Here is a 25,544-nt window from a genome sequence, read left to right on the forward strand (position 1 = left end):
CGGGTTAGTCGGTATTCGCGAGAAAGTGGCTACATGGAGGTATGCATGAACAAGATATCTTTGGCGATATGCATTACTGCGTTGCTGGCGGGTTGTTCAGGTGAGCAAGAATCCGCGCAACACGATAAACAGGCATTGCTTGATGAGTCTTCAGCGCAATCCAGCCTGGCTAAGCCTCCGGCGGAAAAGGTAAGTGGTGCGGAAGCTTCCAGTGGCAAATTGGTAAGCCGGCAGGGCAGTCTCGCGGCGACAAAGCCGCGGCAGCAGGCCGCGCAAACCAGTGATCAAACCGGTGGCAAACCCAACATTCTGGTGATCTGGGGCGACGATATCGGCTGGACGAATCTGTCCGCGTACGAAAACGGCGTAATGGGGTATACCACGCCCAATATCGATCGTATCGCTAAAGAAGGTGTGTTATTCACCGACCACTATGCGCAACCCTCCTGTACGGCGGGCCGCGCTGCATTTATCACCGGTCAGTATCCAATACGTTCGGGGATGACCACGGTAGGACAGCCCGGCGACGCGTTGGGGCTGCAGCCAGAATCCCCGAGCCTGGCGGCAGTGTTAAAAGCCGTTGGCTACAGTACCGGGCATTTTGGGAAAAACCATCTGGGCGACCGCAATTCCCACCTTCCCACCAATCATGGCTTTGATGAATTTTTCGGTAATCTTTACCACCTGAATACTCAGGAAGAGTCCGAGCAGCGGGATTATCAGAACTTCGGCAAACAGTTTTCCGGTGATCTGGAAAAGTATGAGCAAAGCTTTGGTACCCGTGGCGTGATCCATTCGTTTGCCACAGATAAAATGGATAAAACTAAGGACCCGCGGTTTGGCGTGGTCGGCAAGCAAACGATCAAGGACACTGGCCCCCTTACGCAAAAGCGGATGCACAATTTTGACAGTGCTGAAGTCATTCCGCTGGCGTTGAAGTTTATGGAGAAAGCCAAAAGCGAGGGTAAGCCCTTTTTCGTTTGGCTCAATACCAGCCGTATGCATCTTTACACCCGTATTGATGACGAGTGGCTGCAAAAGGTAGAGAAGTACACCAGCGAGGTGGACTACCATGGCGCGGGCATGTTGCAGCACGACCATGATGTGGGTGTGGTGCTGGATTGGCTGGATGCGCAAGGACTCACCGAAAATACCATTGTCTTGTACAGCACAGACAATGGCCCGGAACACAGTAGCTGGCCGCACGGTGCAACCACACCGTTTCGCGGTGAAAAAATGACCACGTATGAAGGCGGTGTGAGGGTGCCGATGTTTGTCCGTTGGCCAGGCCGAATTCCCGCGGGCGTTGCTCTCAATGGAATTCAAGGGCATCAGGATCTCTTCACCACACTTGCCGCCGCCGCGGGGGTGCCGGATGTCGGCGAAAAAATGCTGAAGGAGAAGAAACAGTACATCGATGGGCTGAACAACTTGCCCTACTGGATGGGTGAATCTGACGAGTCAGCGCGCTCCTACATTTTTTATTACTATGAGAGCAAGCTGACCGCGGTGCGTATGGGGCCGTGGAAGTTCCACTTCTCTACCAAGGAAGATTACTATGCGAATGTTGTTCCGCGCACCGTACCGCTGGTATTCAATATTCGAATGGATCCTTATGAGAGCTATGACTCCCCCGACTCATACGGTCATTTGATGCAGAAAGTTTCCTGGTTGATTCAGCCCATGGGCGTATTAATGCAGCAACACCTGCAGACACTCAAGGACTACCCACCGGTTCAGGGGGGCAAGACTTTTGACATGTCGAATGTGGTTGAGGAATTCATAAATAAACCACCGCAATGATTGTGCAGAAACCCCGATGCCTGAATAAGCAAAACCCACCGTAAAGGTGGGTTTTGCGTTTCTGGAGCGGAGTGCCTAGTTGCTGCCGCCAGCCCCTTCTTTCAACTGTTGCTCGATTTTCTCAAGGTTGAAAGAACCGGGGGTTTGGCTGGGTGGGTATTCCTGCATGGTTTTCAGGAACTGCGCGGCCAGCTGTTGCAGGGGTACCAGTACGAAGGCGCGGTCGATCAGCCAATCGTAATAGGTATTGGCGTTGTGTTGGGCGCGTTCGAACGGGTCGCGACGCAGGTTGAAGATCAGCGGTACCCGCAGTTCGGTGAAGGGTTCCATCCATACCCCAAATGCCTTGCCGCGGTTCTCCAGGAACACCGCTTTCCAGGCGTCATAGCGCATGGCTACGATCTGACCATCGTCATTTACATAGATGAACTCACGGCGTGGCGACTCTTCCGTTTTACCGGTGAAGTAGTCCAGCATGTTGTTGCCATCAATGTAGTTCTTGTAGCTGCGGCCATTGAGTCGCACACCCTTGAGCAACTGCTGCTTAATTTCCGGGTTGCCGCCTGCGGCAGCAAAGGTGGGCAGCCAGTCTTCATGGGAGACGATGCCGTTCAAGGTTTTACCGGCCGGGAACTTGCCGGGCCAGCGCACAAATGCGGGTACCCGGTAGGCGCCTTCCCAGTTGGAGTTCTTCTCACTGCGGAAAATGGTGGTACCCGCATCCGGCCAGGTATTGAAGTGCGGACCATTGTCGGTGGAGTAGAACACGATAGTGTTGTCTGCGATCTTCAGCTCATCCAGCAGGTCCAGCAATTTACCCACATGCATGTCGTGTTCGACCATGCCATCCTGGTATTCATTGCTGTTGGGGCCGGCGAGATTTTTATGCTCATCTTTCACGTGGGTACGGAAGTGCATACGCGTGGCATTCCACCAGACAAAGAAGGGTTTGCCGGCCTGCGCCTGTTGTTTGATAAAATCCATGGCCGCGGCGAGGGTTTCCTCGTCCACCGTTTCCATTCGTTTTTTGGTCAGCGGGCCCGTGTCTTCGATCTTGCCGTCGGCGGTGGCTTTGATTACGCCACGGGGGCCGAATCTTTTGCGAAACTCGGGATTTTTCGGGTAGTCACGGTTTTCCGGTTCCTCTTCCGCATTCAGGTGGTAGAGATTGCCGAAAAATACATCGAACCCATGATTGGTGGGCAGGTGCTCGTCGCGGTCACCGAAGTGGTTCTTGCCGAACTGTCCGGTGGCGTAACCCTGGCTCTTCATCACCGTGGCAATGGTTACGTCGGACTCCTGCCAACCTTCTTTGGCACCAGGTAATCCTACTTTTGTCATGCCCGTGCGCACCGGCACGTTGCCGCCGACAAAGGCGGCGCGCCCCGCGGTACAGGACTGCTGGCCGTAATAGTCGGTAAATGACAGGCCCTCATTGGCGATGCGGTCGATGTTGGGCGTCTTATAGCCCATCATACCTTTGCTGTTGGCGCTGATGTTCCATACCCCAATATCGTCACCCCAGATCACCAGGATGTTGGGTTTGTCCTGCGCCTGTGCCGCGCTGGTGCAGATCGACAGCAGTGCCGCCACGGCCAGTGAAACAGGTACCTTCAACAGGTGCCCTAAACGTAGTTTTTTCATGGTTTCCTCCGGAGCATTGTGGAAGGTTGTTGGTGATAATTAGTGCTAGTTGATTGTCCCTGGGAACACCTGGTCCCAGTCTTCTTGCATGTCGATGACAAGCCAGCCTCTATTCGCTGCTTGATCAAGTCCTTGATCCAGGCGGCCTACGTGAGACTTGCGATCGTAGGCCCACTCGCGTTTGTCATCGGTGTGGTGCAGTAGCAGGCCAAAACGCGGACCTTCACCTGCGGTGGTCCATTCGAGCATTTGAAAGTCACCGTCGGAGTTTCCTGCGGCGAATATTGGGCGCTGACCAATATGCTGATGAATGCCAACGGGTTTACCAGCCTTGTCGTTAATCAGGTTGATGTCAGCGAGCTTGATGATTTCAGGTTTGCCGTCACGTACCTGGTATTCGGCTTTGAGGCTGGAACCCACGACCTGATCTGGCGGGATGCCGTAGGTCTGTTCTGCGAACACTCGCAAAAAATTAGTGCCACCACCGGAAACGATAAATGTCTTGAAACCGTTCGCGCGCAAGTAGTTGAGTAGTTCCAGCATCGGCTGGTAGACCATTTCGTTGTAGGGGCGGTTAGTTTTCGGGTGGCGGGCGGTTTTCAGCCACTGGGATACATTTTCTGAAAATTCGTCTGCGGTCATATTGGCGTGAGTTGCGCCGATGATTTTCATCAGGCCTTCTTTACCACTGGCCACAAGTTTGTTCATGTCCCCCTTGAGGGCAGAGGCAAATGGCTCTTCGGTTTTCCACTCCGGGTGCTGGGGGGCCATCTTCTTGACCTGGTCCAGTGCGTAGATCAGCTGGAAATAAACCGGTTGTTCAGCCCACAGGGTGCCGTCGTTATCAAACGTGGCGATGCGCTGATTCTCTGGCACGAAGTCAGGGGAGCCTTCACGTGTTGTCTTTTCGACAAAGCTGACAATGGCCTGCTTGGTCTTGCCATCGGACCAGGAGGGGAGTGGGTCGTTACTCGCGGCCGCCCATACGCCGGTGCTTAGGCAAGCGAGGCAGACAACAAGCAGCCACAGAGCTGTGGTCGCGAAGCGGTACGGCAAAATCCGTAGTTGCATAGAACTTCCCAAAATACTGCAGTGAAGCGCATGCGTTAAATAGGTTGCTGTATAAATCCTAGTTCGTGATTTTCATCTATGGCGGCTAAAGGCGAAAAATCTTCCTGACTAAGTGGTCGTATTCTGTGGCTCAGTTTGGGGTTGGGGAGGGTTGGGTGTTACTTCAGGGTGTTTTTATAGATCTTGCCGTCCTTCATGATCACTAGGAAGTTATCGTGGGGATTGGCGATTAGATCCAGCTCCCTAAGAGGGTTTCCGTCAACGAGTAGCAGGTCGGCATAGGCTCCCTCGCGTATGACCCCCAGTGGGCCCTCTTTGTACGGGTGCCTTGGTCCCGACATTTCAAGTAGCTCTGCGTTTCCCGACGTGGCGATCTTTAACACCTCAAATGGCGTAAACCATTTACCCAAACGAACGAGTAGCGCGTTTTGTTTTTTTGTAGCTTCTGCATCGAGTAGCAGATCGGTGCCGAATGCGATCTTCACTCCGATACGCGCGGCATTCGTATAGACGTTATTAACTGCGGCAACGACTTTGCGCCACTTTTTGGCACTCTCTGGGTCGTCCCAGCTGTTGTCGTCCATCTCAAATGGTTGTGGGCTCAGCCAGATCCCCTTTTTTTTCATTAGCTTGAGAGTGTCGTCGGATGCGAAATAGCCGTGTTCAATGGATTTCACTCCAGCTTCAATGGAACGCCGGATACCTTTGTCGGTCATTACATGGGCCAGGACATAGGTGTTAAAGTTCTCTGCCTCTTCCACCACCGCTTTAATTTCCGCCAGAGAGTATTCGCTTACATCTAACGGGTCGTATAGCGACGATACGCCTCCGCCTGTGGTTATTTTTATCTGAGTGGCGCCATAGCGTAGGATCTCGCGGGTGCGCCGGCGTACGTCGGGGACTCCATCGGAGACAAGCACCATCATGTTCTTTTCCCAGTAAGTAAGGCCATCCACTGGGTTCGCTGGTATCTCAAGATTGCTGCGGAAGTCTGCGTGTCCTGAAGTCTGGCTCATAAATGGGCCAGACGGCAGAATGCGGTGACCAGGATATTCACCGGAGTCAATAAGCTTCTTGATCGCAAACGAATTTCCACCCGGATCTCTAACGGTGGTAAATCCACGCATAAGAGTTGCCTTCGCGCCAGTCATACTGCGGATTGCAACCTCGAGAATATCTCCTTGATTATTCATCAGTACGGACGCAGGAGTGTAGGCATAGGTTGTATGCCAGTGCACATCGATAAGACCTGGCATCAGAACACGACCGCCAGCATCGATTACCTGAGCATTATCGGCAGTCAAGCCTTTGCCAATTTTCTTGATTAAATTACCTTGGACGAGTACATCAACATCCGATTGCAGGGAATCACTCTCACCGTCGAAAACATTGGCATTTTTAAACAGTACACTGCTGTCCTCATTTGGTGGGCTCGTTGGTTTTTCTTTATTACCTGTATGGGCCAGTGCTGCGATCGGTATGCTAAGCGCGAGTACTAGAGAGAACAGGAGTTCAGAAAATCTGGTATTCATATACGCATGACCGTCACATTCATACTTGGTGGTGTGGGTTTAATGGTGGTAAGTCTTTCTTTCGAGTGCTGGCACTGCGTTGGGCGGCATAGGCGTCAATCGCCAGCTCGAAGCGTTGCCACAGGTGCATGTCGGTTTCTGTAGCTGCAGTGTCTCCATATCGCGCGCGTCCCAATGCCAATAGGGCGGCTGGGATGTCGGATGTTATATAGTCCTGTGTGTGTTCGAGTTCTACCGCAGCTACGAGAGCACTAGTGTAGTCACGCTTTTTTGCTGCCTTGCGCAGTCTCGCCAGAACTTCCTGCCCGCTTGCTTCTCGGTAGTCGAGATAGCGTGTTCGTACGTGCTGCGCCAGCGCGGGGAGCCAGCGCTTGCCGAGCCATAGTGCCAGCCCGGTCAGCGCCAGTACCAGCAGCCACTGTGCCAGCGAGAAGCTGCGCACAACGGATGCTCCTTTCACCCGGATCTTGAGGGCGTCCACCGAGGCGGTTTGGATACTGCCGTCGTCCAGGTCATACCAGCGCAGGGTAATTGCCGGCAGTTCACCTCGCGTTGGTGCCTCCGCGACAAAGGTGACTTTCTCGGTGCGTTTACCGGCGCCGCTGTCGCGGAAGTCACTGTGGTCAATCGCCTGCGGAGTGTCCGGGTAAGCGGCAAGGCCATCTACATTGGTTTGGTTTTGTAACAGCGGGATAAACATTACCGTCGACCCCTGTATTGTGGCGGTCACTGTGCGGCTAAAGCTATCTCCGGGGCGGAGCTTGTCCGGCTCCCCATCGATTTTCTGCGTCAGGGTGAGGTCGCGCGCGGCGATATATGGGCGCAGGTCTTCTGCGCCTTTGGGGGCGGTGGCGGTGAGGGTTTGCGCAGGAAGCGGTACGTTTGTGACTATGTCTCCGTCATTCTGCGGACTGCGGTAGTGCACCTCGAGGCTGGATGGGGGTAGCTGAAAGGTTCCCGGGGTCAGGGGGACCACCTGATATTCCCGTATTACCCCAGACCAGGTTTTCCCGTTGATGGTTTGACTGGTAGAGACTGTGGACTTTTCTGGCAGCGTCAGCGAAAGATTGGGGCTATCAAATTGGGGGAACTCGATGGGTTTACTCAGCCAGGTTGGTACCAGTACCGTCACACGGAAGGTCACTGCCTGCCCCGGAGCGATGTCGGACTGGGAAAGCGCACTCTGTACGACCGGTTTGTTGTCTGCCTGCTGATTGCTGGTCAGATCCGAAGGCGTGTCGGTTTGTGCAGCGATCGTGACGGCAGTCGTAAGAACAATCATGAGACTTGCGACGAAACACGCAGTCCGTCTCAGGTAAGCGGCAGCGCAAGTCACGGAGTACTCTCCGGCGCTGGTGTACTCGCGGCCTCAACCGCAAACCGCTGCTTGAGAAACCCGCTGGTACTGGTATCCAGTGTGGACATCCACTGCTCTGCATTTACCTCTGTGCCACTGACTGGTGTTGGTGGTGCTTCCATTTCTTGTTGCTGTTGCTCGTCGTAGCGGTCGTCATCGCTTTCAGTTTGTTCATATTTTTCTTCCTCCTCGCCCCGGGATTTCTCCATGTATGTGAGAATCTCACGAGAGAGTTGCAGGTTTTTCTGTGCGCCTGGGAAATTTGGATCGATCTGCAGTACCTGTTCAAATCCGGCAATGGCGTCCTGATACTGGCCACTTTTAACCTGGGCCATGGCGCGGGTGAAGATAGCCTCAGGTGCATCAAGCACTGCCAGCGTGTTCGCCGCGTCCTCATAATGGCCAGCCTGATACTGCGCGTATCCGCGGTGGTACACATCGGCAAATGCGTCCGCCGCGCGCGCATATTGTTTGCGTTGCATTAGCCACTGGCCGAGCTGATCTGGTGTAAATAGTCGGCTAAGAAACGCATTTGCCGGTGGTCCCTGCGGCGCTGCAGTTGTGGAGGTCGTTGCGGTTTGGGCGTTAGATGTTTGTGCGGTGACCCATGGTGTAACAAGGTGCAGTAGGCTGACGACACAAAGTATCAGGCCAACACTTGCGCCAGCCCGAGTCGTTAAAGTGGAAGACGGTGTTGTCGATTCGGTTGTGGGTAGCATCCAGCCGCGACGAAACCACAGCAGCGCGAGTAGCGCGGCGGGCCAGGCAAGCCACCAGCCGCGATCGTCCCACTGGAGATTCTCGTCCCTGGCCAGCGCCCGGCGGAAACCACTATCAAAGTAACGCACAAAGTCTGCGATATCGCGAGTATCCGGCGTTACCCGTTCTACACGCGCATCGCGCACTTGTTCAGCCCCCGGTATTTTGGCGCTACCCGGCAACAGCATCAGCATTCCAAGGGTGTTCGCGCGATTGCGCTGGTTGAAGCTGGCAACGTCTGCCGGATCAAGTCCATCGCCCAGAAATAGAATCCCTCCGGAGGAGCCGGCCTGTTGCAGAATGTTCTGTGCCATGTTCAATGCACCGGACGCGTTGTTGCCAGCTACCGGCATGATGTCGGCGGCCAGCCCTTCCACATATGGGCGCAACAGGTTTTGATCCTCGGTCAGCGGGACCACCCGATGCGCCGTGCCGGCGTAGGCGACCAGTGCAGTGGGGGCGCCGTCGCGGCGTTCCAGTAAGTCATAGACCTTTTGCTTGGCGCGTTCCAGTCGGCTGGGCGCGATATCGGTTTCGGTCATGCTCTGATTTACCTGCACGGCAATCACCAGGGGCGCGGTGCGGCCCATCAGCGGGTCGGGCAGGCGCGTCCACGCAGGGCCCGCGGTGGCCAGGGTCAGTAGCGCCAGCAGTAACGCGAGTGCATCGACGGGCAAGAAACGTGGCCAGCGTGTTTTATCGCGCTCGCCGACACTGAGCGCGCGGGCCAGATGGGGAGCGATTGGCAGGGTGGGCTTATCGATCGCGCGATCCGCTGGGCGGCGCTGCCTCCACCACAGGGTCAATATAATCGGCAATAGCAGGAGCCAGAGCGGGCGCAAAAAATGGAATGCAGTGAGGAAACTGCTCAGGTCACCGGCAAGATCACTCATGTTGATGCCTCCTGAAGATGCCGGCCGCTTCTCTGCAGAGTCAAAGCCAAACCCAATAAGGACAACAGCAAGGCAATGCCGAGCGGCCAGTGACTCAAGCTGGTGCGGGGGCGATAGATCTCGGTATCGACTTTTTTTGGTACCAGTGCATCAATTTCTTTGTAGATTTGCGTAAGCGCCTGTTGGTCGTTGGCGAAATAGAAATTGCCACCGGTACGTTGCGCGATGGCCTTTAGTGTGGCTTCGTCCAGCCGGTTCTCGGATTCGCCCTGCGGGTCGCCCACACCGACCGTGAGAATTTTTACGTCGCGCTGATTGGCGATGGATGCGGCATTAATCGGACTCATGCGGCTGGCGGTATCGCTACCATCACTGAGTAAAATCAGCAGCCGTTGCTTTACCTCGCTGCTTTCGAATTGGCGAATGGCGAGGCCAATGGCATCACCGAGGGCGGTGTGCGGCCCGGCCATGCCCACTTCCGTTTGACGCAGCAGTTCGAGCACCGTGTCGAGATCGGTAGTGAGTGGTGCTTGCACAAATGCTTTGCTGCCAAACACGATCAATGAGACCCGCTCGCCTTCGCGACCCTCAAGAAAGTCCGCCAGTACGCTTTTTACCCCGGCCAGTCGTTGCAGGCGCTGGCCGTCTGCACCGGTGAAATCCTCCTGTGCCATGGAGCCGGAAATATCCACGGCTAGGATGAGATCCCGTGCGGGTTTCTGAATTGTTACCGCTTCGCCTTCCAGTTGCGGGCGCGCCAGCGCACTCAGGATCAGAATCCAAATGAGAGCGCCCAGCAGGTGTTGCCAAAGTTGGCGACGACGTACGGTGGCGCCGGCGCTGGGTGAAAGACCGAGGCGTTCGCTTATGCGCTGAAAAAAGGGTACCCGAATGGCTGGTACGCGCACCCGGTAGGGCGGTGCCATTTTCCATACCAGCAATGGTAGTGGCAGCAGCACAAAGACCCAGGGTGCGGCAAAGCTCAGACTTGCCAGAAAACCGCTCACGATGTTTTCTCCACAGAGGCAGTCGGCTGTACAGAGTTTTTTGCGGACGAGGGCGTAGCCTTGACATGATGTTGAATCCAGTCGCGCGCGGCATTTGTGAGCGCGGACTGTGCTGGGCAAGGCCGGTAGGCGCCTTGTAATAATGTTTCGCCTACTGCGCCCGTAAATGCATTGCCGGGGTAGTGGTGGTTGAGAAAGTCCAGCCAGACCGACCCGGTGAGCCCCGCCACTTGATCCCGCGGGTAGGCAACCAGCGCGGTGCGTCGCAAAAGTTCGGCGATTTGCGCCGGGTCGTCCGCAACCGTGTCCAGCGCCCTCAACGCCGCACGCCGGTACGCGTTTGTGCGATAGCGTCGATATGCCAGTGCGGCCAGAGCCAGTACCAGAAACAGTGCCATTAACAGCAGGCTTTTCGCTAGCGGGGTTTGTGGCCACAGGGAGATCGCTTCCGGTACCGGGGGCGGAGCCAGCTGCGCAATCAGGTCGGGCAAGGTGGTTTCGGTCGTCGTCGGCTTACTCTGGGTCACCGGCAGCCTCCGACGCTGAATTGGGTTTCGTATTGGCTGCGGTTTGCGATGCTGTGTTTGGTGTAAGACCCAACAGGCGGCGCAACTGCGGCAGGGTCTCCTCTCCGGCGGATAGTGGCGCCAGGGGGATCCCATAGCGTCGCTGCCACTGCGCAATAGCGGCGCGGCGCTCTTCGGTAAAATGATTTAACGCCGAATGGATCTTGTGGTCGCTGGTATCCAGAGTTGCCTGCCTGTCTCCGTCAGAGATAGCACTCACAAAACCTTCGGGCACCGTTTCCCCGGTCGGGTCGGATACCGGCATCAGAATCACGTCGTTGTGTCGCGCAAGGCCAGCCAGCAACTGGTCACTGGCGGGGCCGATGACATCGAAATCGCTGATCAGCAGTACAAGGTGGTCGCGACGGGCAATATTGGCCACCGCCTGTAGCACCGCATCCAGCGAGGTGGGATTTAGCGGCGGTGCATCCGCATGCAGGCGCTGGTTGGCCTGGGCGAGTTCGCTGAGAAAGTGCGTGAGCGCGCGCCGGTTGCGTTTAGGGCGCTGTGCATAAAGCCCATCATCGCGCACCACGATACCGCCTACACGGTCGTTCTGGTGCAGTACGGCGAAGGCGGCGTAGGCTGCCGCTTCAGCGGCGGTGACCGACTTCATGGCAAAGTGGGTGCCGTAAAACATCGACATGCGTTGGTCTGCGACAATTAGTGCCGGACGGTCCCGCTCTTCCGTATACACCCGCACATGGGGTTCGCCGGTGCGCGCGGTTACTTTCCAGTCGATGGAACGGACATCGTCCGACGGCCAGTACTCACGCAGTTCCTCAAAGTTGAGTCCGCGCCCGCGCAGTGGCGAATGGTGTTGTCCGGCCAGCACACTGCGCACCGGTTGATGCGGCAGCAGGTTGAGGGTTTGCGCGGGGCCTTCCAGCACTTGCAGGTGGGCGAGGTCTACGTGAACACGTGGGTCGTCTGTGCTGCGCGGTGCGGCAACGGTGTTGATGCCAGCGCGGGTGTAATTTTGGCGGCGGGTGAAGAAGCTTGGCATGGGATTCGCCCCGGTTCAGGTGTCAGGGCAGTGCGACGACTTTGAGCAGAGTGTCGATCGCCCGGTCCGCACTGATGCCTTCCCCCTGCGCCTCGAAGCTGAGCCCCAGGCGATGTCGCAGACAGTCGTGAATGACGGCGTGAATATCCAGCGGGTCGACATAGTCCCGCCCCTCCAGCCAGGCATTGGCTCGACCGGCCTTGTCCAGGGCAATGGAGCCTCGCGGGCTGGCGCCAATTTCTATCCAGCGTGCAAGATCCGGTGAGCGCTCTCCCGGGTGGCGGGTTGCCTCGACCAGGTCCGCCATATAGCGCGCCATCGGGTGGGATACGTGGATGGCGGCAATTTCCCGGCGGGCATCGAATACCGCCTGCTGTGGAATGACTTCCACAGCTTGTTTGCCGGCGGTTGTATTTGTGCTCTTGTCGCCTTTTTCTGGGCTGGTTTCTCTATCCGTGCCGCCATCTGTGCCGCCATCTGTGCCGCCGTCAATCGCCGCGATCTCCTCGTTGCGCACCAGTTCGATCACCTCAACCTCATCTTCCACCGGTGGGTAGCTGATCAGTACGTGCATCAGGAATCGGTCCAGCTGTGCTTCCGGCAGCGGGTAGGTGCCTTCCTGCTCGATGGGGTTCTGAGTGGCCATCACCATAAACAGGGGTGGCAGCGGGTGGGTATTGCCGGCGACGGTGACCTGGCGCTCTTCCATGGCCTCCAGCAAGGCGGACTGCACCTTGGCGGGGGCGCGGTTGATTTCGTCGGCCAGCACAATGTTGGCGAAAATGGGGCCGGGGTGAAAACGGAATTCGGAGCCCTGATCGCTTCGGTACAGCATATCGGTACCGGTCACGTCAGCGGGCAGCAGGTCGGGGGTAAACTGAATGCGACTGAAGTCGGCTTCCAGGTTTTTTGCTAGCGCCTTGATGGCGCGGGTCTTGGCAAGGCCAGGCAGGCCTTCCACCAGCAGATTACCGTTGGCGAGCAAGCCGATAATCAGGCGCCGGATCACGTCCCGCTGGCCCACGATGGCGCGACCCATGCCCGCTTCCAATGCTGCAATCTGATCACGTGCCGACACGGACAACCCTCCATACTGCGTCTCTATTAACGCTAGCAGATTGGGGGCAGAGGTCAGAGGCGTAAGAAGCTATACTCGGTGTCTTCAAACACCTTAACTCGCTGATAATAAGAGCATAATTCGGAGACAGGATGCGCGCGCCGATCATCTTTCTGCTTGCGGTACTCGCCGCCACGGCCTGTGACAAAAACGCAGGGGTGCACGATGCAGAAAATCTGCCAAAGACGGACCAACAAGCCGCGACTGAGGAACGTCAGAAATCTGCGGTGGCAAATGTTGCGCAGGGAAAAAAAGGCGCATCACCGGAAGCGGATGGTAATCCCGATTATGTGGGCGTTGCACAATGTGCGGCCTGCCATCAGCAGGAATTCGACGCCTGGCAAAAATCTCATCATGACCTGGCGATGAAAACGCCGGACTCGGAAACGGTGGTGGGGAATTTTGACGATGTAACCTTCGATTATTTTGGTACCGAGTCTCGCTTTTTCCAACGCGATGACCAGTACTTTGTGCGCACCGATGGGCCCGATGGCAAGCTGCACGATTATCCGGTGGCCTATACCTTTGGCGTTTATCCGCTACAGCAGTATTTGATCGAGTTTCCCGGTGGGCGTTTGCAGGCACTTAGTATCTCCTGGGATGCCCGTCCAAAAGAAGAGGGCGGCCAGCGCTGGTTTCACCTGTATCCGGATGAAGAGATCAAGGCCGGCGATCCACTGCACTGGACCGGTATCAATCAAAACTGGAACTTCCAGTGTGCCGACTGTCATTCCACCAACCTGCATAAGAATTACGACGCGGAATCCCAGACATTTGCCACCCGCTGGTCTGAAATGAACGTGGGTTGCGAATCCTGTCATGGCCCGGGGCGAGCCCATGTGGAGTGGGCCGGTTTGCCGGAGAGCGAACGCGCAGCGGATAAAAACCAGGGATTTGCACTGCGCTTTGACGGGCGCCGTCAGGCGCGTTGGGAAATGGATGCGAAGACCGGGATAGCACATATCGCCAACGACGTGCACACCCAAGCCGAAATTCCCGTGTGTGCACAGTGTCATTCCCGCCGCGGTACCCAGTTCCCCGGCGTCAAGCCAGAGGATAATTTCCTGGACTTCTTCCATCCGGCCTTATTGAGCGAAGGTCTCTACCATGCGGATGGTCAGATCAATGACGAAGTGTATGTCTGGGGCTCCTTCCTGCAGAGCGAAATGCACGCGGATGGCGTGACCTGCAGTAATTGCCACAATCCCCACAGCCTGGAGTTACGCGCGAGCGGCAACGATGTGTGCGCGCAGTGTCACCTGCCCACCAAGTTCGATACGGCAGAACATCATTTTCATCCGGCGGGTAGTGAAGGTGCGCAGTGTGTGAATTGTCATATGACCGACAAGGTGTATATGCAGGTGGATGCACGTCGGGACCACAGCTTCCGCGTGCCACGCCCGGATTTGTCAGAAAAAATTGGATCACCGAACGCTTGTGTCGGCTGCCATACCGATCAAACCAATACCTGGGCTGCGGCCATTCTGGAGGAAAAGTTTGGTCAGCCGGAGCCGCACTATGGTGAGGCGCTGTTTGCCGGGCGAATGGGTGCACCCGACGCGGAGAGCCAGTTGTTGAAGCTCGCAATGGATGAGAGCCAGCCTGAAATAGCGCGGGCAACCGCGGTCTCCATGCTGCCAAGCTACTTGTCGCAGACCAGCGCCCAGGTGTTGCAGGTGATTGCGCAGGGAGACGCTGCCTTGCCGCATCTGGGGTTGGCGCAATCGTTGGATCAGGTACCGCAACAGGTGCGCCCGGCACTGGCGATTCCGCTGTTATATGAAGATGAACGCGTGACGGCCTCTCTTGCCGCCAGTGCTTTGGCGGGTGCGCCGCTGCAGAGCTATCCGGAGGAGGTCAGCAAACGCTTTGACCGGGCGATGTCCGATTACCAGGCTTCGGCGGAGTTCAACAGCGACCGACCGGAGAGCCTGGTGAATTTGGCTTCTTTGCGCGGGCGCGAGGATGACCTGCCGGGCGCCGAGAAACTGCTGAAACAGGCGGTGGCACTCGCCCCGTATTACACGCCGGCGATTATTAACCTGGCGGATCTGTACCGGGGCACCGGGCGCGAGCGCGACGGGGAACGCCTGCTGCGCAAGGCGCTCAATCGCCCGATCGAAGAAGCCATCGAAAAGGCGCCACTGCAGCACGCACTGGGCCTGTCCCTGGTGCGTCAGCAAAAATTGCAGGACGCCATGCCCATGCTGCGCGCAGCCGCCGACGCTGAACATGCATCACCGCGCTATGCCTATGTGTATGCCATTGCGCTGAATTCGGCTGGTGACTCAGCGGCCGCTATCCAGTATCTGGAACAGGCGCTGCAGCGGTTCCCCGGAGATCCGGAGATGATGAGTGCACTGGTCTCCCTGTACCGCGATACTGGCCAGCAAGAAAAGGCGGAGCAGCTGCGGAGACAGTTGCAGTAATTTGCAAAATCTTCTCGCCCTTCCCCGGGGGAAGGGCGGTACACTGAGTGCTCAACAACAATAAACCACAATAAAAGCACTTTGTGACCATGCGTACTCAGCATTTCGATACCCTGATCATCGGTGCCGGCCTCTCGGGTATCGGTACTGCCTGCCATTTAATGCGGGACTGTCCCGACACAGACTTCGCAATTCTCGAGCGCCGCCAACAGATTGGTGGTACCTGGGATCTGTTTCGCTACCCCGGGGTCCGCTCCGACTCCGATATGTTCAGCTTTGGCTTCAGTTTCCGTCCGTGGAATGGCCTGAAGACAATGGCCGATGGCGAGTCGATCCGTCGCTACATCGAGGATACGGCAGCGGAATACCACGTGACCGATAAGATTCACTTCGGTGTGAATCTGAACGAGGCCAATTGGGATAGCGTACAACAGCGCTGGCAGTTGCTCGGTGAGTGCAGCAGCCCGACAGAGGAAGGTGGTAAAGCCTTGATCGAGCCGGTGCTGTTCACCTGCAACGTACTGATTTCCTGCACTGGCTACTACGACTATCAGGCGGGATATCAGCCCGAGTTTATCGGCATGGAGAATTTTCAGGGGCAGTGGATTCATCCGCAACACTGGCCACAGGATCTCGATTACCAGAACAAACGCGTCGTGGTGATCGGCAGCGGCGCTACCGCGGTAACCCTGGTACCAGCAATGGCAGAGCAGGCGGCGCATGTCACCATGTTGCAGCGCTCACCTACCTATGTGTTGTCGGTGCCGGCGGAAGATAAATTGACCCACTGGCTGAAGCAGTGGATACCCGAGCGGTGGGCCTATGGCATGGCGCGGCGTCGCAACATTACCCTGCACCGCTGGATGTTCAAAGCCGCCAAGCGCTGGCCACAGTTGGTGCGCAAACTGATGCTGCGTGGGGTGCGCAAGGCACTCGACGAAGGAGAAATCACAGCCCATTTTACGCCACGCTATGCGCCATGGGATCAACGGCTCTGCGCCATCCCCGATGGCGACCTGTTTGAGTCGATCAATAGGGGCAAGGCGTCGGTGGTGACCGAAGAAATCGATTGCATCACCGAGAGCGGCGTCCGTTTGAAAAACGGCGAACATCTATCGGCGGATATCATTGTTTCGGCCACCGGGCTGAAGCTGCAGCTGCTGGGTGGGCTGGCGCTGAAATTGGATGGGGAATCCGTGGATACCCGCAATCGCCTTACTTACAAGGGTGTGTTGATGGAAAGCGTACCCAATATGGCGTGGGTATTCGGCTATACCAATGCGGCCTGGACCCTCAAGGCCGATCTTGCCGCCGGTTATATTTGCCGATTGCTCAACCATTTGCGCGACACTGGACAGCGCCAGTTTATCGCTGTGGATAAAGATGGCTGCATGGGGGATTCCTCGGTGATGTCCGCGCTGCAGTCCGGTTATGTGGAGCGTGCGGATCACTTGTTGCCGCGCCAGGGCACCCGCTACCCGTGGAAGCTACTGAACGACTACCCGAAAGATCGCAAGCTCATGCTGGAAGCGCCGATCGATGACGGCATTCTGAATTTCTCGGCGACACGCGTGGCGCAAAATCACAGCGCAGAGGAGGAGGCCGCGCCAACTGGCTGATACGCAAGCGAATCGACTAGGCTCTAAGTCATCCAGTAACAGCGAGATGACACGAGAATGCCGAGCGTTCGTACCCTGCGACCTTTTTTCCTGTGGGCGGTAGTGTTGTTTTGCCTGGCCATTCTGTGGGAAGTGATCATGGGTGACAGCCAAACCTCGACGAAGCCTCTGGGGGAGGTCGTAAACAGCCTCGCGCCAGCCACGGAGTCGCGTTTGGCACGGGCGGTTCTACGGGACGGGCAAGGCCAGCCGGATACCCACTCCGGCTTCCATCTCTTGCAGGATGGGCTGTCTGCTTTTGTGGCGCGAGCGGCACTGATTGAGGAAGCCAGTGTCTCTCTCGACCTCCAATACTATATCTATGAAGACGATACCGTTGGCCGCATCCTGACCAGCCTGTTGTTGCAGGCTGCGGATCGCGGGGTGCGGGTACGCCTGCTGGTGGACGACCTCGGAACCCGCGTCGATAACCCCTGGATCGCGGTGCTCGACCAGCACCCGAATGTTTCCATTCGATTATTCAATCCTGTGGCGGGCCGCTCGGGTATCGGGCGTGCCATCGAGCAGGCGTTGAATTTTGGCCGTATCAACCATCGCATGCACAACAAGCTGATGATTGCCGATGGGCAGTTGATGATTACCGGCGGGCGCAACATCGGTGACGGCTACTTCTCCCACGCGAATGTGGAATTTTTTGATGTCGACGTACTGGCAATTGGCGCGGTGTTGCCGGAAGCCTCGCGTATTTTTGACGAATACTGGAATTACAAGGTTTCTGTGCCGGTCGAGTTGCTTCCCCTGACGGCGGCGGACGATCAGACTCTGGACCAGCTCCGGCAGGAGGTGGCGGACTTTCTCGCAAACGAGGCAGAGTCCGAGTTTACCGAGGCGCTCAAGAATTCTGATTTCGCTCAGGCGTTGATCAATGACCAGGTCGCCTTTCACTGGGGACCAGCCTCCCTCTATGCGGATCCACCATCGAAAGCGTTGAAGCGGGATGAAATTCCGGTTGAGAAATTTCCAGGGTATCAGCTGGAAAAAGTCATTCGCAGCGCCAAGCAGCGATTGAGCATCAGTAGTGCCTATTTTATTCCCGGTGATGTGGGCAGCGAGTTGTTTGGCGAGCTGGAACGGCGCGGCGTGCAGGTGAAAATTCTCACCAACTCGCTTTCCAGTAACGATGTGGCAATTGTGCACGGTGCCTACGCGCGTTATCGAATGGCGTTACTCAGGAGTGGTGTTGACCTGTGGGAGTTGCGCACGGTTGCGGGGCAGGAGAAGCGGCAGCACTGGTTCCATGGGAAATCCAGCGCAACGCTGCATGCCAAGACATTTGTGATTGATGAGGACCGGGGGTTTGTTGGCTCGATCAATCTGGATAGCCGCTCAATTATTCAGAACACGGAGATTGGCTTGCTGATGGAAAATGCAGAAATAAATCAGCAACTGAATAATTTGTTTGAAGAGTGGGTTGCGCCAGACTCTGCCTGGCACCTGGTATTGAATGAACAGGGAAAATTGCGCTGGCAGGCGCAGGATACGAACGGCGCGCTCATCGAAGTGGATGCGGACCCGGAAACCAGCTGGTGGCAAAGAAGCCTCAGCTGGTTACTTTCCTGGTTACCAATCGAAACGCAGATCTAGAGCGAACAATTTCTGCTATCAAAATGAAAATTGCACCGACGTGCCCAAAAATTGGATATGGGCATCCTCGTATGTTCCTTGCAGGCGTGGACTGAACGGTGGGCGCCCCTGCTGATCGATATCCACATCCCCCAGGGAAACATAGTTGTAACCGATGTCCATGGTGAGCCCCGGGCATAGCTCTTTGCCTGCGCCCAGGCCTATGGTCCAAGTTTTGTTGGTTACCGTATCGGCGGTGACCTCCGAGGTATTCTGCATACCGCTTTCCAACGCCAATCCAGTGGAAAGGTACCAGCCGTTCAACATGCCTTGGTCGAACTCGTGCCGAATACCCAGCGCCAGTGCGCCGGTGTCTTTATATCCGCGGTCCACCTTGATGGAAGTTTGCACCGGATCGCCGAGTTCGAGGGAAACACCCGCGTATTCGGACCACTCCTGCCAGGCCAGGTTGGCGTAGAAGGTGGTGGAGTCGGTCATCTGTTGTTGCAAACTGGCGGTGACCGTCGGCGGGACATCCACATCAATCTCGGTGCGGATACCGTCAAAGCGCTCGACGGCGGGGGCGAACAGGGGCCCGAAGTTACGCAGCCGCAGGTTGTCGCGGAAGTCGAATTCGACTTTTGAGGTGTAGGTGAGGCCAAAGGTGGTACCTGCAACCGGGCGGTACATTATGCCCGCGTTGGCTCCGTATCCCATTTCCAGGTCTTTATAGCGCAGAAATGCGTCACCACCAGCCAGTCCAGCGCGCGGTGCAGACTGATAACTCAGGTATCCGACCATGGCATTGAGACCGATGCCGAGAGAGAGGCAGTCGTTCATCTTCCAGCTTAGGGAGGGGATCAGGCTCATGCTGAGCAGGTCGACGTTCTGGACAAAGCGCCGTCCTTTCCAGGAATCGGTGTAGTCGAGACCGAGGCCGAAGTTGCCCGCTGTGGCGAAACCCCAGCCGATATTGTCGGTCAGTTTACCTGCGGCAAAGACACCGCCACCGGGAAACCAGCCGAGAGCATTTCCCCCGTTTCCTCCGGACACATTACTCCGTCCGTCATCGGTAAACTTGATATCACCGTAGAGTGCCTGTGCCGCGCCGCGCACTTCCATGCCTTCGCGCCACACAGTACCTGCCGGGTTGGTGAATGCGGTAGCAGCGTCTTCTGGCGTAGCGGCCCAGCCTGCGCTGGCGGTACCCAGTGTGGGGGTGCCGATTTGCCACAACATAATGCCGCCGGCATATGCGCTGGGCGCACTGGCTGCGGCAAGTGCTGCAATGGCAATGGGCAAGTATCTATGCAGGTGAGTCTTGCTACGCATGTTCAATTCCCTCTGACGACACCTTCGGTCGAGTCAATTCAATTCCGATAAATTTCGATGCTTTGCCACAACCATTGCACTATTTCGGAAATAACATCACCCAATTTAGACGGAAGCCCCATTCCTGCGAACCAACCACAGGGCTATCTACGTAATAACGCGGCCCCGCCTGTATCTGGTAGGTCTGATCGCCAACTTCAAATACTTTCGCCACCAGGAAATGCACCGGCGCATTCCATACCTCTGTTTCCCAGAAGTAAGTGGTTTCACTCTGCAGGGTAAAGGTCCAGGCATTGGGCGTGTTGTAGGCGAGGAAGGGCTGAATAAACGTGTTGTTTACGTCGTTGCGGTTGTCACTGCCGGCAAAAGACCACACGTGATTGGCCAGTGCGCCGATGGTCCAGGGACCGGTTTGTTTGAGTACCACGGCGGTAGGACCTATGCCCCATTTTTCCGCACCCAGGAGCGGTTCTGTTGCAGTGGGGAACAAAAATACCGGGCCAACACCCCAGGTTACACCACCCGAAGTGGGCCCCTTTGGTGAGAAAAACAGGCTCTGTACTGTGTCGCCCAATCCTGTTTGGTCGCCGCTGCCGGGAAAAATATCTTCCTGATTGATCACTGGAACAATGGTGCGGTTAATCAGGTTCAGGTCTTCGGTGAGTTCAAAGGGAATCACCGGCTGGATATTCAGTCTGTAGGTTCGCCCGCCTTCAATCGGTCCAACCCGGTTGTCGAAGTTATGCTGAAAAGGCAGGCTAATAAGGTCAGAAATTGGATTACTGAGCTGTTTGGCAAGGCTGCTGTCGTCGGCAGCAACTGCGATGCAGGAAATCGCGAAGGCAAAAGAAGCGATGAAACAGCGGTACATCTACATCACCAAAGTGGGAAGTTCGAAAACAACTTCCGTCAGTCTAGATGTATTTGGTAATAGTTGAGTTGGTTTGGCATTGCGGTCAACAGGCGTAGAGAAAAACGCGCTGCCTGTCGGATTAACTGTCGCGTTGCTTGCTGTACTGAAGTTCGCGCTGATTTTTGCTTAGATTGCTGCGCTGAAATTATGAAAGGTGCGGCCGGGATCGAGATCACCGGCGCACTTATATAGGAAGAAGCAGGGTGTTACTTGGCGGCAACCGCCAGTGCCACGGCATTAGGGCCGAGGTTGATACCACCGGAAAGGCTCATCACCGAACGATAGATTTTCACATTGTGCTTCTCGGCAACTTTTTCAAATTCCTTAAAGCCCGGCACCTTGTCCAGATTCTTCAACGGGCCGGCAATACTGACCACCACCGCAGGCATCAGCAGGTCACCGGCGGCCATTTTTTCCTCCGCCAGCTGGAACAGGCGACGGGTACAGCCGTCGTAGGTTTTTACGGTATCGGCTACCGCAGAACCTTGGTAGGTCATTGAAATGATCGGGTGCAGGTCCAGCAGGCGCGCAAAAAACGCTTTGATCCAGCTAACGCTTTTTTCGTTCTTCTGGCGTGCACGCTCGCGCAGATAGTACACGTCCTCAACCGAGGCATAGCCCACCATCTTGCGGCCGAATTCCTCGGTGCGCGATTTGATCTGTGCGCCAGTGAGACCCTTTTGAATCAGGGACAGGGTGTACAGCGCCAGCAGGCCCTGGCCGGAGAACAGGGTGTGGGAATCCACCGCACTGATTTGTGCGTCGTCGTTGTTCAGGCGCTTGGCCACGTTGACGGCATTGGCGTAGGTGGGACTGTTGGCACCATTAATGGTCTGTACCACGATGTCCTTATGGCCTTCGCGCAGCAGCTTCGACAGGACGGTGTCGATTTCCTCCTCGCTGGCTGGGCCAGAGGTCACCTGATGGGTGCGGCCGACCAGGTTCAGGGAGTAGAAGTGATTCATCTGCGCGGGATTGCGCTGATCCCCGAACTGGTCTTTACCCACGCTCACGCTGTGGGGAAGAACCGGGATCTTGTATTTGCGCAAAAATTCGTCAGGCAGGTCACAGCCGGAGTCGACAACTAACTGAACCATGTTGGTGCCTCTTATTTTCTGGTCCAATGAGGGGTGTTTGGCGTCGAATCTAACACTGTGGCGCGTTATTTTACAGGTCGCGCGGGGGCAAATTACGGACGGTATGTGACCTGAGAGTTCTGTGTTCGTGTGGTGCGTGGAGTAGCGGAGTACTGACGGCGTGAAAAAAAGCCGCAGACAGAATCTGCGGCAAGCGCCTTTCGGGATGCTTGGGCGATGAAGATTGGGGGGCTAGTTTGGAGAACCAGACAGGCGAACTTGTTTTCGGACGAATTCGAGAAGGGCGTGGGAGCCACTGCGAACTTCGATCTTGCTGGGGATCTCTGTGACCAGCCACTCCACGGACCAGTCCAGGGTTTCCCCGGGTTGTAGGTTGCGTGCGGCGCTTTGTACCTCGAGCTCCAGATACGGCCGTTCGCCACTCAGATACAACTCAATGTCGCCCTCGCCGGTGGCCATATCTCGCAGCGCTACCTTTGGGTAGACCTTCAGGTACAGCAGTCCATCCAAGGCATAGGCGAGCCAGCCTTCACTGCCGTTGGCGATTACCTTGCCCTCTACCAAGGGTGCATCGGCGACCATGGGGAGCCACAGGGTGTCACTGTTGAGTTCGTAAGCCACTTGCCCGCGTACGGTTTTGACGCTGTCCGTGTTCACGGGAGCAAAGGCGAGACCGCGATTGGGCACGCGGGTAATCTCCCAGGCCGCGATCTCGGGGAAGGCTTTTTCGGCATTGATACGGTAGCGCACGGTGGCGGTACTAGCGCCGTCGAGCGAGACGGTTTTCTGTACCTGTGCCCCGGCGCCAAAGGCGCTGGTAACCGTTGCGGAATCTATTGACTGTGTAATCACGGAGTAGGGCGCGTTATCGTGCTCCGGAATAGGCGGCCAGTTCCACAAGGTCTGTGGGCTGAGCCAGAAGGTCGAACCGAAGTTATTTGCGCCCGGTTGCAGAATCGCCAGCAGATCCCGATCGCGGTACCAGAGTTCGGTAATACGCCCGCCGTGATTGGGGTCCAGTGTCAGCTTAAGGCTGTCGTTGCTGAGTTCTATGGGGGCATCGGTGGCATTGCCGGCGGAGACCGCCAGCAATGCCACAACCCCAATAGCGGCAGCACTTTTGTTCAGGCGTTGCTTGCGCAGCATCGGTCAGCTCCCGCAACGCACTTGAGCCTGTTCGCGAGCGCCGGGGACGAACTTGATGTTCGCCACTGCCATTGCCAGTTTGCCTTCACTGTGCAGGGACAAGCCCTGAGATACTTTGGTGAAATCTGCACCGGCCTCGGCGAAGCACTGCAGGTCGATCGACACTTCCGCCCACTCACCCACCGGGAGCTTGCTTAAGGTATTTTGCAACGGCAAGGCACCGCTGCAATCGGTACCGTCGCAATTGATTTGTGCACTGACTGCTGCCGCCGGCGCCTCGTCAACCCGTACCTCCATGGTGAGCGCAGAAGCTTCAGCGAGGTAACGGCTCAGGTCCTGCGGCTTCTGCGTGTGCAATACCACACTGCCGGCACGCAGCCCTTTCCAAGTGAGGGCACGGGCATCTTCTTGCGACAGCATGTCGATGGAAGCTACAACGATGTTGTCGTCGGCACTGCTGGCGAGATTGCCGTTTACCCACTGTAGGTCGGTACCTTCTTCTTCAATGTACAGTTTCCAGGGCGCGCGCGGGCGGGATACCATCAACCAGGCGTCTTCCAGCTTGCCATCCACGTAAGACTCGCCGTCTTCGTTTAGGTTGTTGGCGACCTGGGTGTCGCTGGTGTAATCGAGTCCGTAGCCGTAAGCGAACAGTGGCTGGTAATCCGCATCGTTGCGGTTGATCACTGTCTGGTGCACTTGTCCGGGCCAGGTAAACGAAAGTTGACCGGTAAAGTCGTGACGCTTGTTGCCGTCTGCATCGGTCAGCAGCACATCTGCAACACCGGCGCCTTCAGAGCCCGGCAGCCAGGCCGCGACGAAGGCATCCGACAGATTCAGCTCTTTGTTCACCCACAGCGGGCGACCGGAGAGAAATACACTGACGACGGGGATGTTCTGGGCTTTCAGTTTTTGCAGCAATTCCTGATCGGCTTTGCTACCCAGCTGATACTCGAGGCTGGCGATGTCACCGTGCCACTCAGCATAGGGCTCTTCACCGTAGACGACGATAGCAACATCCGGTTTGGCGCCATTACTGAATACGTCTCCCTTTAGTTCGCCGTTTTCACTGAGCACAACTTTACCGCCGGCGGCGTCTACCGCCTGCTTGATACCAGTGTAGATGGAGGTCGCACCCGGGAAGTCTTCCGCGGTATTGCCGGTGCCCTGCCAGGAAATGGTCCAGCCACCGCTTTGCTTGGAAATATTGTCGGCACCGTCGCCGGCCACGAGAATATTTTTGCGTGCATCGATGGGGAGTAGTTGATCATTGTTTTTCAACAGCACCAGCGATTTGCGCACGGCCTCGCGCGCAATGGCCCGGTGTTCGTCACTACCGAGAATACCCGACTTACCCGCCAGTGGACGGTCGCGCTCGAACAGGCCCGCGCGGATTTTCACCCGCAGGATACGGCTTACCGCATCATCGATACGGCTCATGGGAATTTCGCCGCTTTGCACCTGGGCGATGGTGTTTTTCAGCAGTGCCTTCCACTCGGCGGTGATCATGAACATGTCGAGACCGGCATTGACTGCCTTTGCGCAGCTGTCCACGGTACAGCCGTCTACAAAGCGGTGGCCGTTCCAGTCGCCTACTACAAAGCCGTCAAAACCCAGGCGCTCTTTCAAAACGTCAGTGAGCAGGTATTTGTGCCCATGCAGGCGTTTGCCATTCCAACTGTTGAAGGATGCCATCACCGATTGCACACCAGATTCCAGCGCGGTGATGTAGCCCGCTGCATGGATCTCAGCGAGCTCTTTTTCGCTGACTGCGGTATCGCCGCGGTCGATACCGCGTGTGGTGCCGCCGTCACCGACAAAGTGTTTGGCAGCGGATACCAGATGGTGGCCGTCGAGAAATGCTTCGCTGCTTTTTTCGCCCTGAATACCTTTGATCATTTCCCGAGCGTAAGCGGCAACAATCTCTGGGTCTTCGGAATAACTTTCAAAAGTGCGGCCCCAGCGATCGTCGCGCACCACGGCGATGGTCGGAGCGAAGGTCCAGTCGACTCCGGTCACGGCAACTTCGCGCGCAGTGGCTTCGCCGATGCGGCGAATCAATTCCGGATCGCGTGCGGCGCCGAGGCCGATATTGTGCGGAAACAGGGTCGCGCCGATGACGTTATTGTGCCCGTGAACAGCGTCGCTGCCCCAAATAATTGGGATGGCTACGCCACCGTCGGAGGTATCCATAGATGCGGCAAAATATTCGTCTGCTAGCTGGCGCCAGTCGTCGGGGGTGGCAAACTTGTCATTATTGGGGAAGGTGCCACCACCATTAAGAATTGAGCCAATATGATATTGCTTCACTTCTTCCGGGGTGATGGTCTTGATTTCCGCCTGCATCATCTGTCCGACTTTTTCTTCCAGGCTCATGCGGGCAAGTAAGTCGGCGATATGGTTTTCTACTTGCTCATCCCGTGGCAATGCTGGCTCCAATGCGGGCCATACATCGATGGAATTCGAAGCCGCGCCATCCTGCAGGACAGCTTGGGAAGTTGACGGAGCTGCGGAGGCGATTGGCTTCTCCGCCTCACCGCAAGCGCTTAAACCGACCGCGAGTGCAATGCAGCTTGCGAGGCGTATTACTTGGCCTTCGCCAAAGCGACCTATTTTATTATTCATGGTGA

At 56.5% G+C, this 25,544-nt stretch carries 18 protein-coding genes; 4 read left to right on the forward strand and 14 right to left on the reverse strand.

Annotated elements, in window-relative coordinates:
- Positions 1 to 45: 45 nt before the first annotated feature.
- Entirely contained in the window at positions 46 to 1,803 is a 1,758-nt protein-coding gene (locus KUV22_RS00185; RefSeq protein ID WP_261319039.1) for an arylsulfatase, read from the forward strand.
- 75 nt (positions 1,804 to 1,878) lie between these two features.
- Here the strand turns inward: KUV22_RS00185 and KUV22_RS00190 are convergent, their stop codons facing one another.
- From KUV22_RS00190 to KUV22_RS00230, 9 genes are all read right to left on the reverse strand, one after another.
- Positions 1,879 to 3,447, reverse strand: a complete 1,569-nt coding sequence (locus tag KUV22_RS00190) for an arylsulfatase (protein ID WP_222227660.1) — start codon at positions 3,445 to 3,447, stop codon at positions 1,879 to 1,881.
- Positions 3,448 to 3,492: 45 nt separating this feature from the next.
- Positions 3,493 to 4,518 (reverse strand): HAD family hydrolase, encoded by a 1,026-nt coding sequence (locus tag KUV22_RS00195; RefSeq protein WP_222227661.1) that lies wholly within the window; start codon positions 4,516 to 4,518, stop codon positions 3,493 to 3,495.
- Positions 4,519 to 4,676: 158 nt separating this feature from the next.
- Positions 4,677 to 6,050: a metal-dependent hydrolase family protein gene (locus tag KUV22_RS00200; RefSeq protein WP_222227662.1), complete on the reverse strand. Its 1,374-nt coding sequence runs from the start codon at positions 6,048 to 6,050 to the stop codon at positions 4,677 to 4,679.
- Between the two features lie 19 nt (positions 6,051 to 6,069).
- Complete coding sequence (locus tag KUV22_RS00205; protein ID WP_222227663.1) at positions 6,070 to 7,332, reverse strand: BatD family protein; 1,263 nt, start codon at positions 7,330 to 7,332, stop codon at positions 6,070 to 6,072.
- 50 nt (positions 7,333 to 7,382) lie between these two features.
- Entirely contained in the window at positions 7,383 to 9,059 is a 1,677-nt protein-coding gene (locus KUV22_RS00210) for a vWA domain-containing protein (RefSeq protein WP_222227664.1), read from the reverse strand.
- Entirely contained in the window at positions 9,056 to 10,066 is a 1,011-nt protein-coding gene (locus KUV22_RS00215) for a VWA domain-containing protein (protein ID WP_315857479.1), read from the reverse strand. Before KUV22_RS00215 ends, KUV22_RS00210 begins: the two co-directional genes overlap by 4 nt.
- On the reverse strand, positions 10,063 to 10,593 hold the full coding sequence (locus KUV22_RS00220) for a DUF4381 domain-containing protein (protein ID WP_222227665.1): 531 nt from the start codon (positions 10,591 to 10,593) through the stop codon (positions 10,063 to 10,065). Before KUV22_RS00220 ends, KUV22_RS00215 begins: the two co-directional genes overlap by 4 nt.
- Entirely contained in the window at positions 10,580 to 11,638 is a 1,059-nt protein-coding gene (locus tag KUV22_RS00225; protein WP_222227666.1) for a DUF58 domain-containing protein, read from the reverse strand. Before KUV22_RS00225 ends, KUV22_RS00220 begins: the two co-directional genes overlap by 14 nt.
- Positions 11,639 to 11,660: 22 nt before the next feature.
- A complete protein-coding gene (locus KUV22_RS00230; RefSeq protein ID WP_390625210.1) occupies positions 11,661 to 12,716 on the reverse strand; it encodes an AAA family ATPase in 1,056 nt (351 codons plus the stop codon).
- 131 nt (positions 12,717 to 12,847) lie between these two features.
- Here KUV22_RS00230 and KUV22_RS00235 point away from each other — a divergent pair, with 131 nt between their 5' ends.
- The 3 genes from KUV22_RS00235 (at position 12,848) to KUV22_RS00245 (ending at position 18,447) form a co-directional block, all read left to right on the forward strand.
- Positions 12,848 to 15,184 carry a multiheme c-type cytochrome gene (locus KUV22_RS00235; RefSeq protein ID WP_222227667.1) on the forward strand — a complete coding sequence of 779 codons (2,337 nt, stop codon included), beginning with the start codon at positions 12,848 to 12,850 and terminating at the stop codon, positions 15,182 to 15,184.
- An 89-nt stretch (positions 15,185 to 15,273) separates the two neighbouring features.
- Positions 15,274 to 16,803, forward strand: coding sequence for a flavin-containing monooxygenase (locus tag KUV22_RS00240; protein WP_261319040.1), 1,530 nt, complete (start codon positions 15,274 to 15,276; stop codon positions 16,801 to 16,803).
- Positions 16,804 to 16,860: 57 nt separating this feature from the next.
- The gene (locus KUV22_RS00245; RefSeq protein ID WP_261319041.1) at positions 16,861 to 18,447 is read left to right on the forward strand and encodes a phospholipase D family protein; all 1,587 of its coding nucleotides are present in this window, start codon (positions 16,861 to 16,863) and stop codon (positions 18,445 to 18,447) included.
- Between the two features lie 18 nt (positions 18,448 to 18,465).
- On the opposite strand, the gene KUV22_RS00250 is transcribed toward KUV22_RS00245, so the two are convergent.
- From KUV22_RS00250 to KUV22_RS00270, 5 genes are all read right to left on the reverse strand, one after another.
- Positions 18,466 to 19,758, reverse strand: coding sequence for an OmpP1/FadL family transporter (locus tag KUV22_RS00250; RefSeq protein ID WP_222227669.1), 1,293 nt, complete (start codon positions 19,756 to 19,758; stop codon positions 18,466 to 18,468).
- A 79-nt stretch (positions 19,759 to 19,837) separates the two neighbouring features.
- Positions 19,838 to 20,629, reverse strand: coding sequence for a transporter (locus KUV22_RS00255; protein WP_222227670.1), 792 nt, complete (start codon positions 20,627 to 20,629; stop codon positions 19,838 to 19,840).
- A gap of 248 nt (positions 20,630 to 20,877) precedes the next feature.
- Positions 20,878 to 21,768 (reverse strand): DegV family protein, encoded by an 891-nt coding sequence (locus tag KUV22_RS00260; protein ID WP_222227671.1) that lies wholly within the window; start codon positions 21,766 to 21,768, stop codon positions 20,878 to 20,880.
- Between the two features lie 231 nt (positions 21,769 to 21,999).
- Positions 22,000 to 22,914 (reverse strand): DUF4380 domain-containing protein, encoded by a 915-nt coding sequence (locus KUV22_RS00265; RefSeq protein WP_222227672.1) that lies wholly within the window; start codon positions 22,912 to 22,914, stop codon positions 22,000 to 22,002.
- Positions 22,915 to 22,917: 3 nt separating this feature from the next.
- A complete protein-coding gene (locus KUV22_RS00270; RefSeq protein ID WP_222227673.1) occupies positions 22,918 to 25,539 on the reverse strand; it encodes a glycoside hydrolase family 3 protein in 2,622 nt (873 codons plus the stop codon).
- Between the last annotated feature and the right edge of the window lie 5 nt (positions 25,540 to 25,544).

The sequence above is a fragment of the Microbulbifer agarilyticus genome (genome assembly GCF_019800665.1).
Taxonomy (GTDB): domain Bacteria; phylum Pseudomonadota; class Gammaproteobacteria; order Pseudomonadales; family Cellvibrionaceae; genus Microbulbifer; species Microbulbifer agarilyticus_C.

Coding starts and splice junctions, on each gene's coding strand:
- KUV22_RS00235 (WP_222227667.1), top strand. CDS start 12,848: ATGCGCGCGCCGATCATCTTTCTGCTTGCGGTACTCGCCGCCACGGCC.
- KUV22_RS00200 (WP_222227662.1), bottom strand. CDS start 6,050: ATGAATACCAGATTTTCTGAACTCCTGTTCTCTCTAGTACTCGCGCTT.
- KUV22_RS00190 (WP_222227660.1), bottom strand. CDS start 3,447: ATGAAAAAACTACGTTTAGGGCACCTGTTGAAGGTACCTGTTTCACTG.
- KUV22_RS00195 (WP_222227661.1), bottom strand. CDS start 4,518: ATGCAACTACGGATTTTGCCGTACCGCTTCGCGACCACAGCTCTGTGG.
- KUV22_RS00225 (WP_222227666.1), bottom strand. CDS start 11,638: ATGCCAAGCTTCTTCACCCGCCGCCAAAATTACACCCGCGCTGGCATC.
- KUV22_RS00205 (WP_222227663.1), bottom strand. CDS start 7,332: ATGATTGTTCTTACGACTGCCGTCACGATCGCTGCACAAACCGACACG.
- KUV22_RS00255 (WP_222227670.1), bottom strand. CDS start 20,629: ATGTACCGCTGTTTCATCGCTTCTTTTGCCTTCGCGATTTCCTGCATC.
- KUV22_RS00265 (WP_222227672.1), bottom strand. CDS start 22,914: ATGCTGCGCAAGCAACGCCTGAACAAAAGTGCTGCCGCTATTGGGGTT.
- KUV22_RS00270 (WP_222227673.1), bottom strand. CDS start 25,539: ATGAATAATAAAATAGGTCGCTTTGGCGAAGGCCAAGTAATACGCCTC.
- KUV22_RS00210 (WP_222227664.1), bottom strand. CDS start 9,059: ATGAGTGATCTTGCCGGTGACCTGAGCAGTTTCCTCACTGCATTCCAT.
- KUV22_RS00245 (WP_261319041.1), top strand. CDS start 16,861: ATGCCGAGCGTTCGTACCCTGCGACCTTTTTTCCTGTGGGCGGTAGTG.
- KUV22_RS00185 (WP_261319039.1), top strand. CDS start 46: ATGAACAAGATATCTTTGGCGATATGCATTACTGCGTTGCTGGCGGGT.
- KUV22_RS00250 (WP_222227669.1), bottom strand. CDS start 19,758: ATGCGTAGCAAGACTCACCTGCATAGATACTTGCCCATTGCCATTGCA.
- KUV22_RS00240 (WP_261319040.1), top strand. CDS start 15,274: ATGCGTACTCAGCATTTCGATACCCTGATCATCGGTGCCGGCCTCTCG.
- KUV22_RS00260 (WP_222227671.1), bottom strand. CDS start 21,768: ATGGTTCAGTTAGTTGTCGACTCCGGCTGTGACCTGCCTGACGAATTT.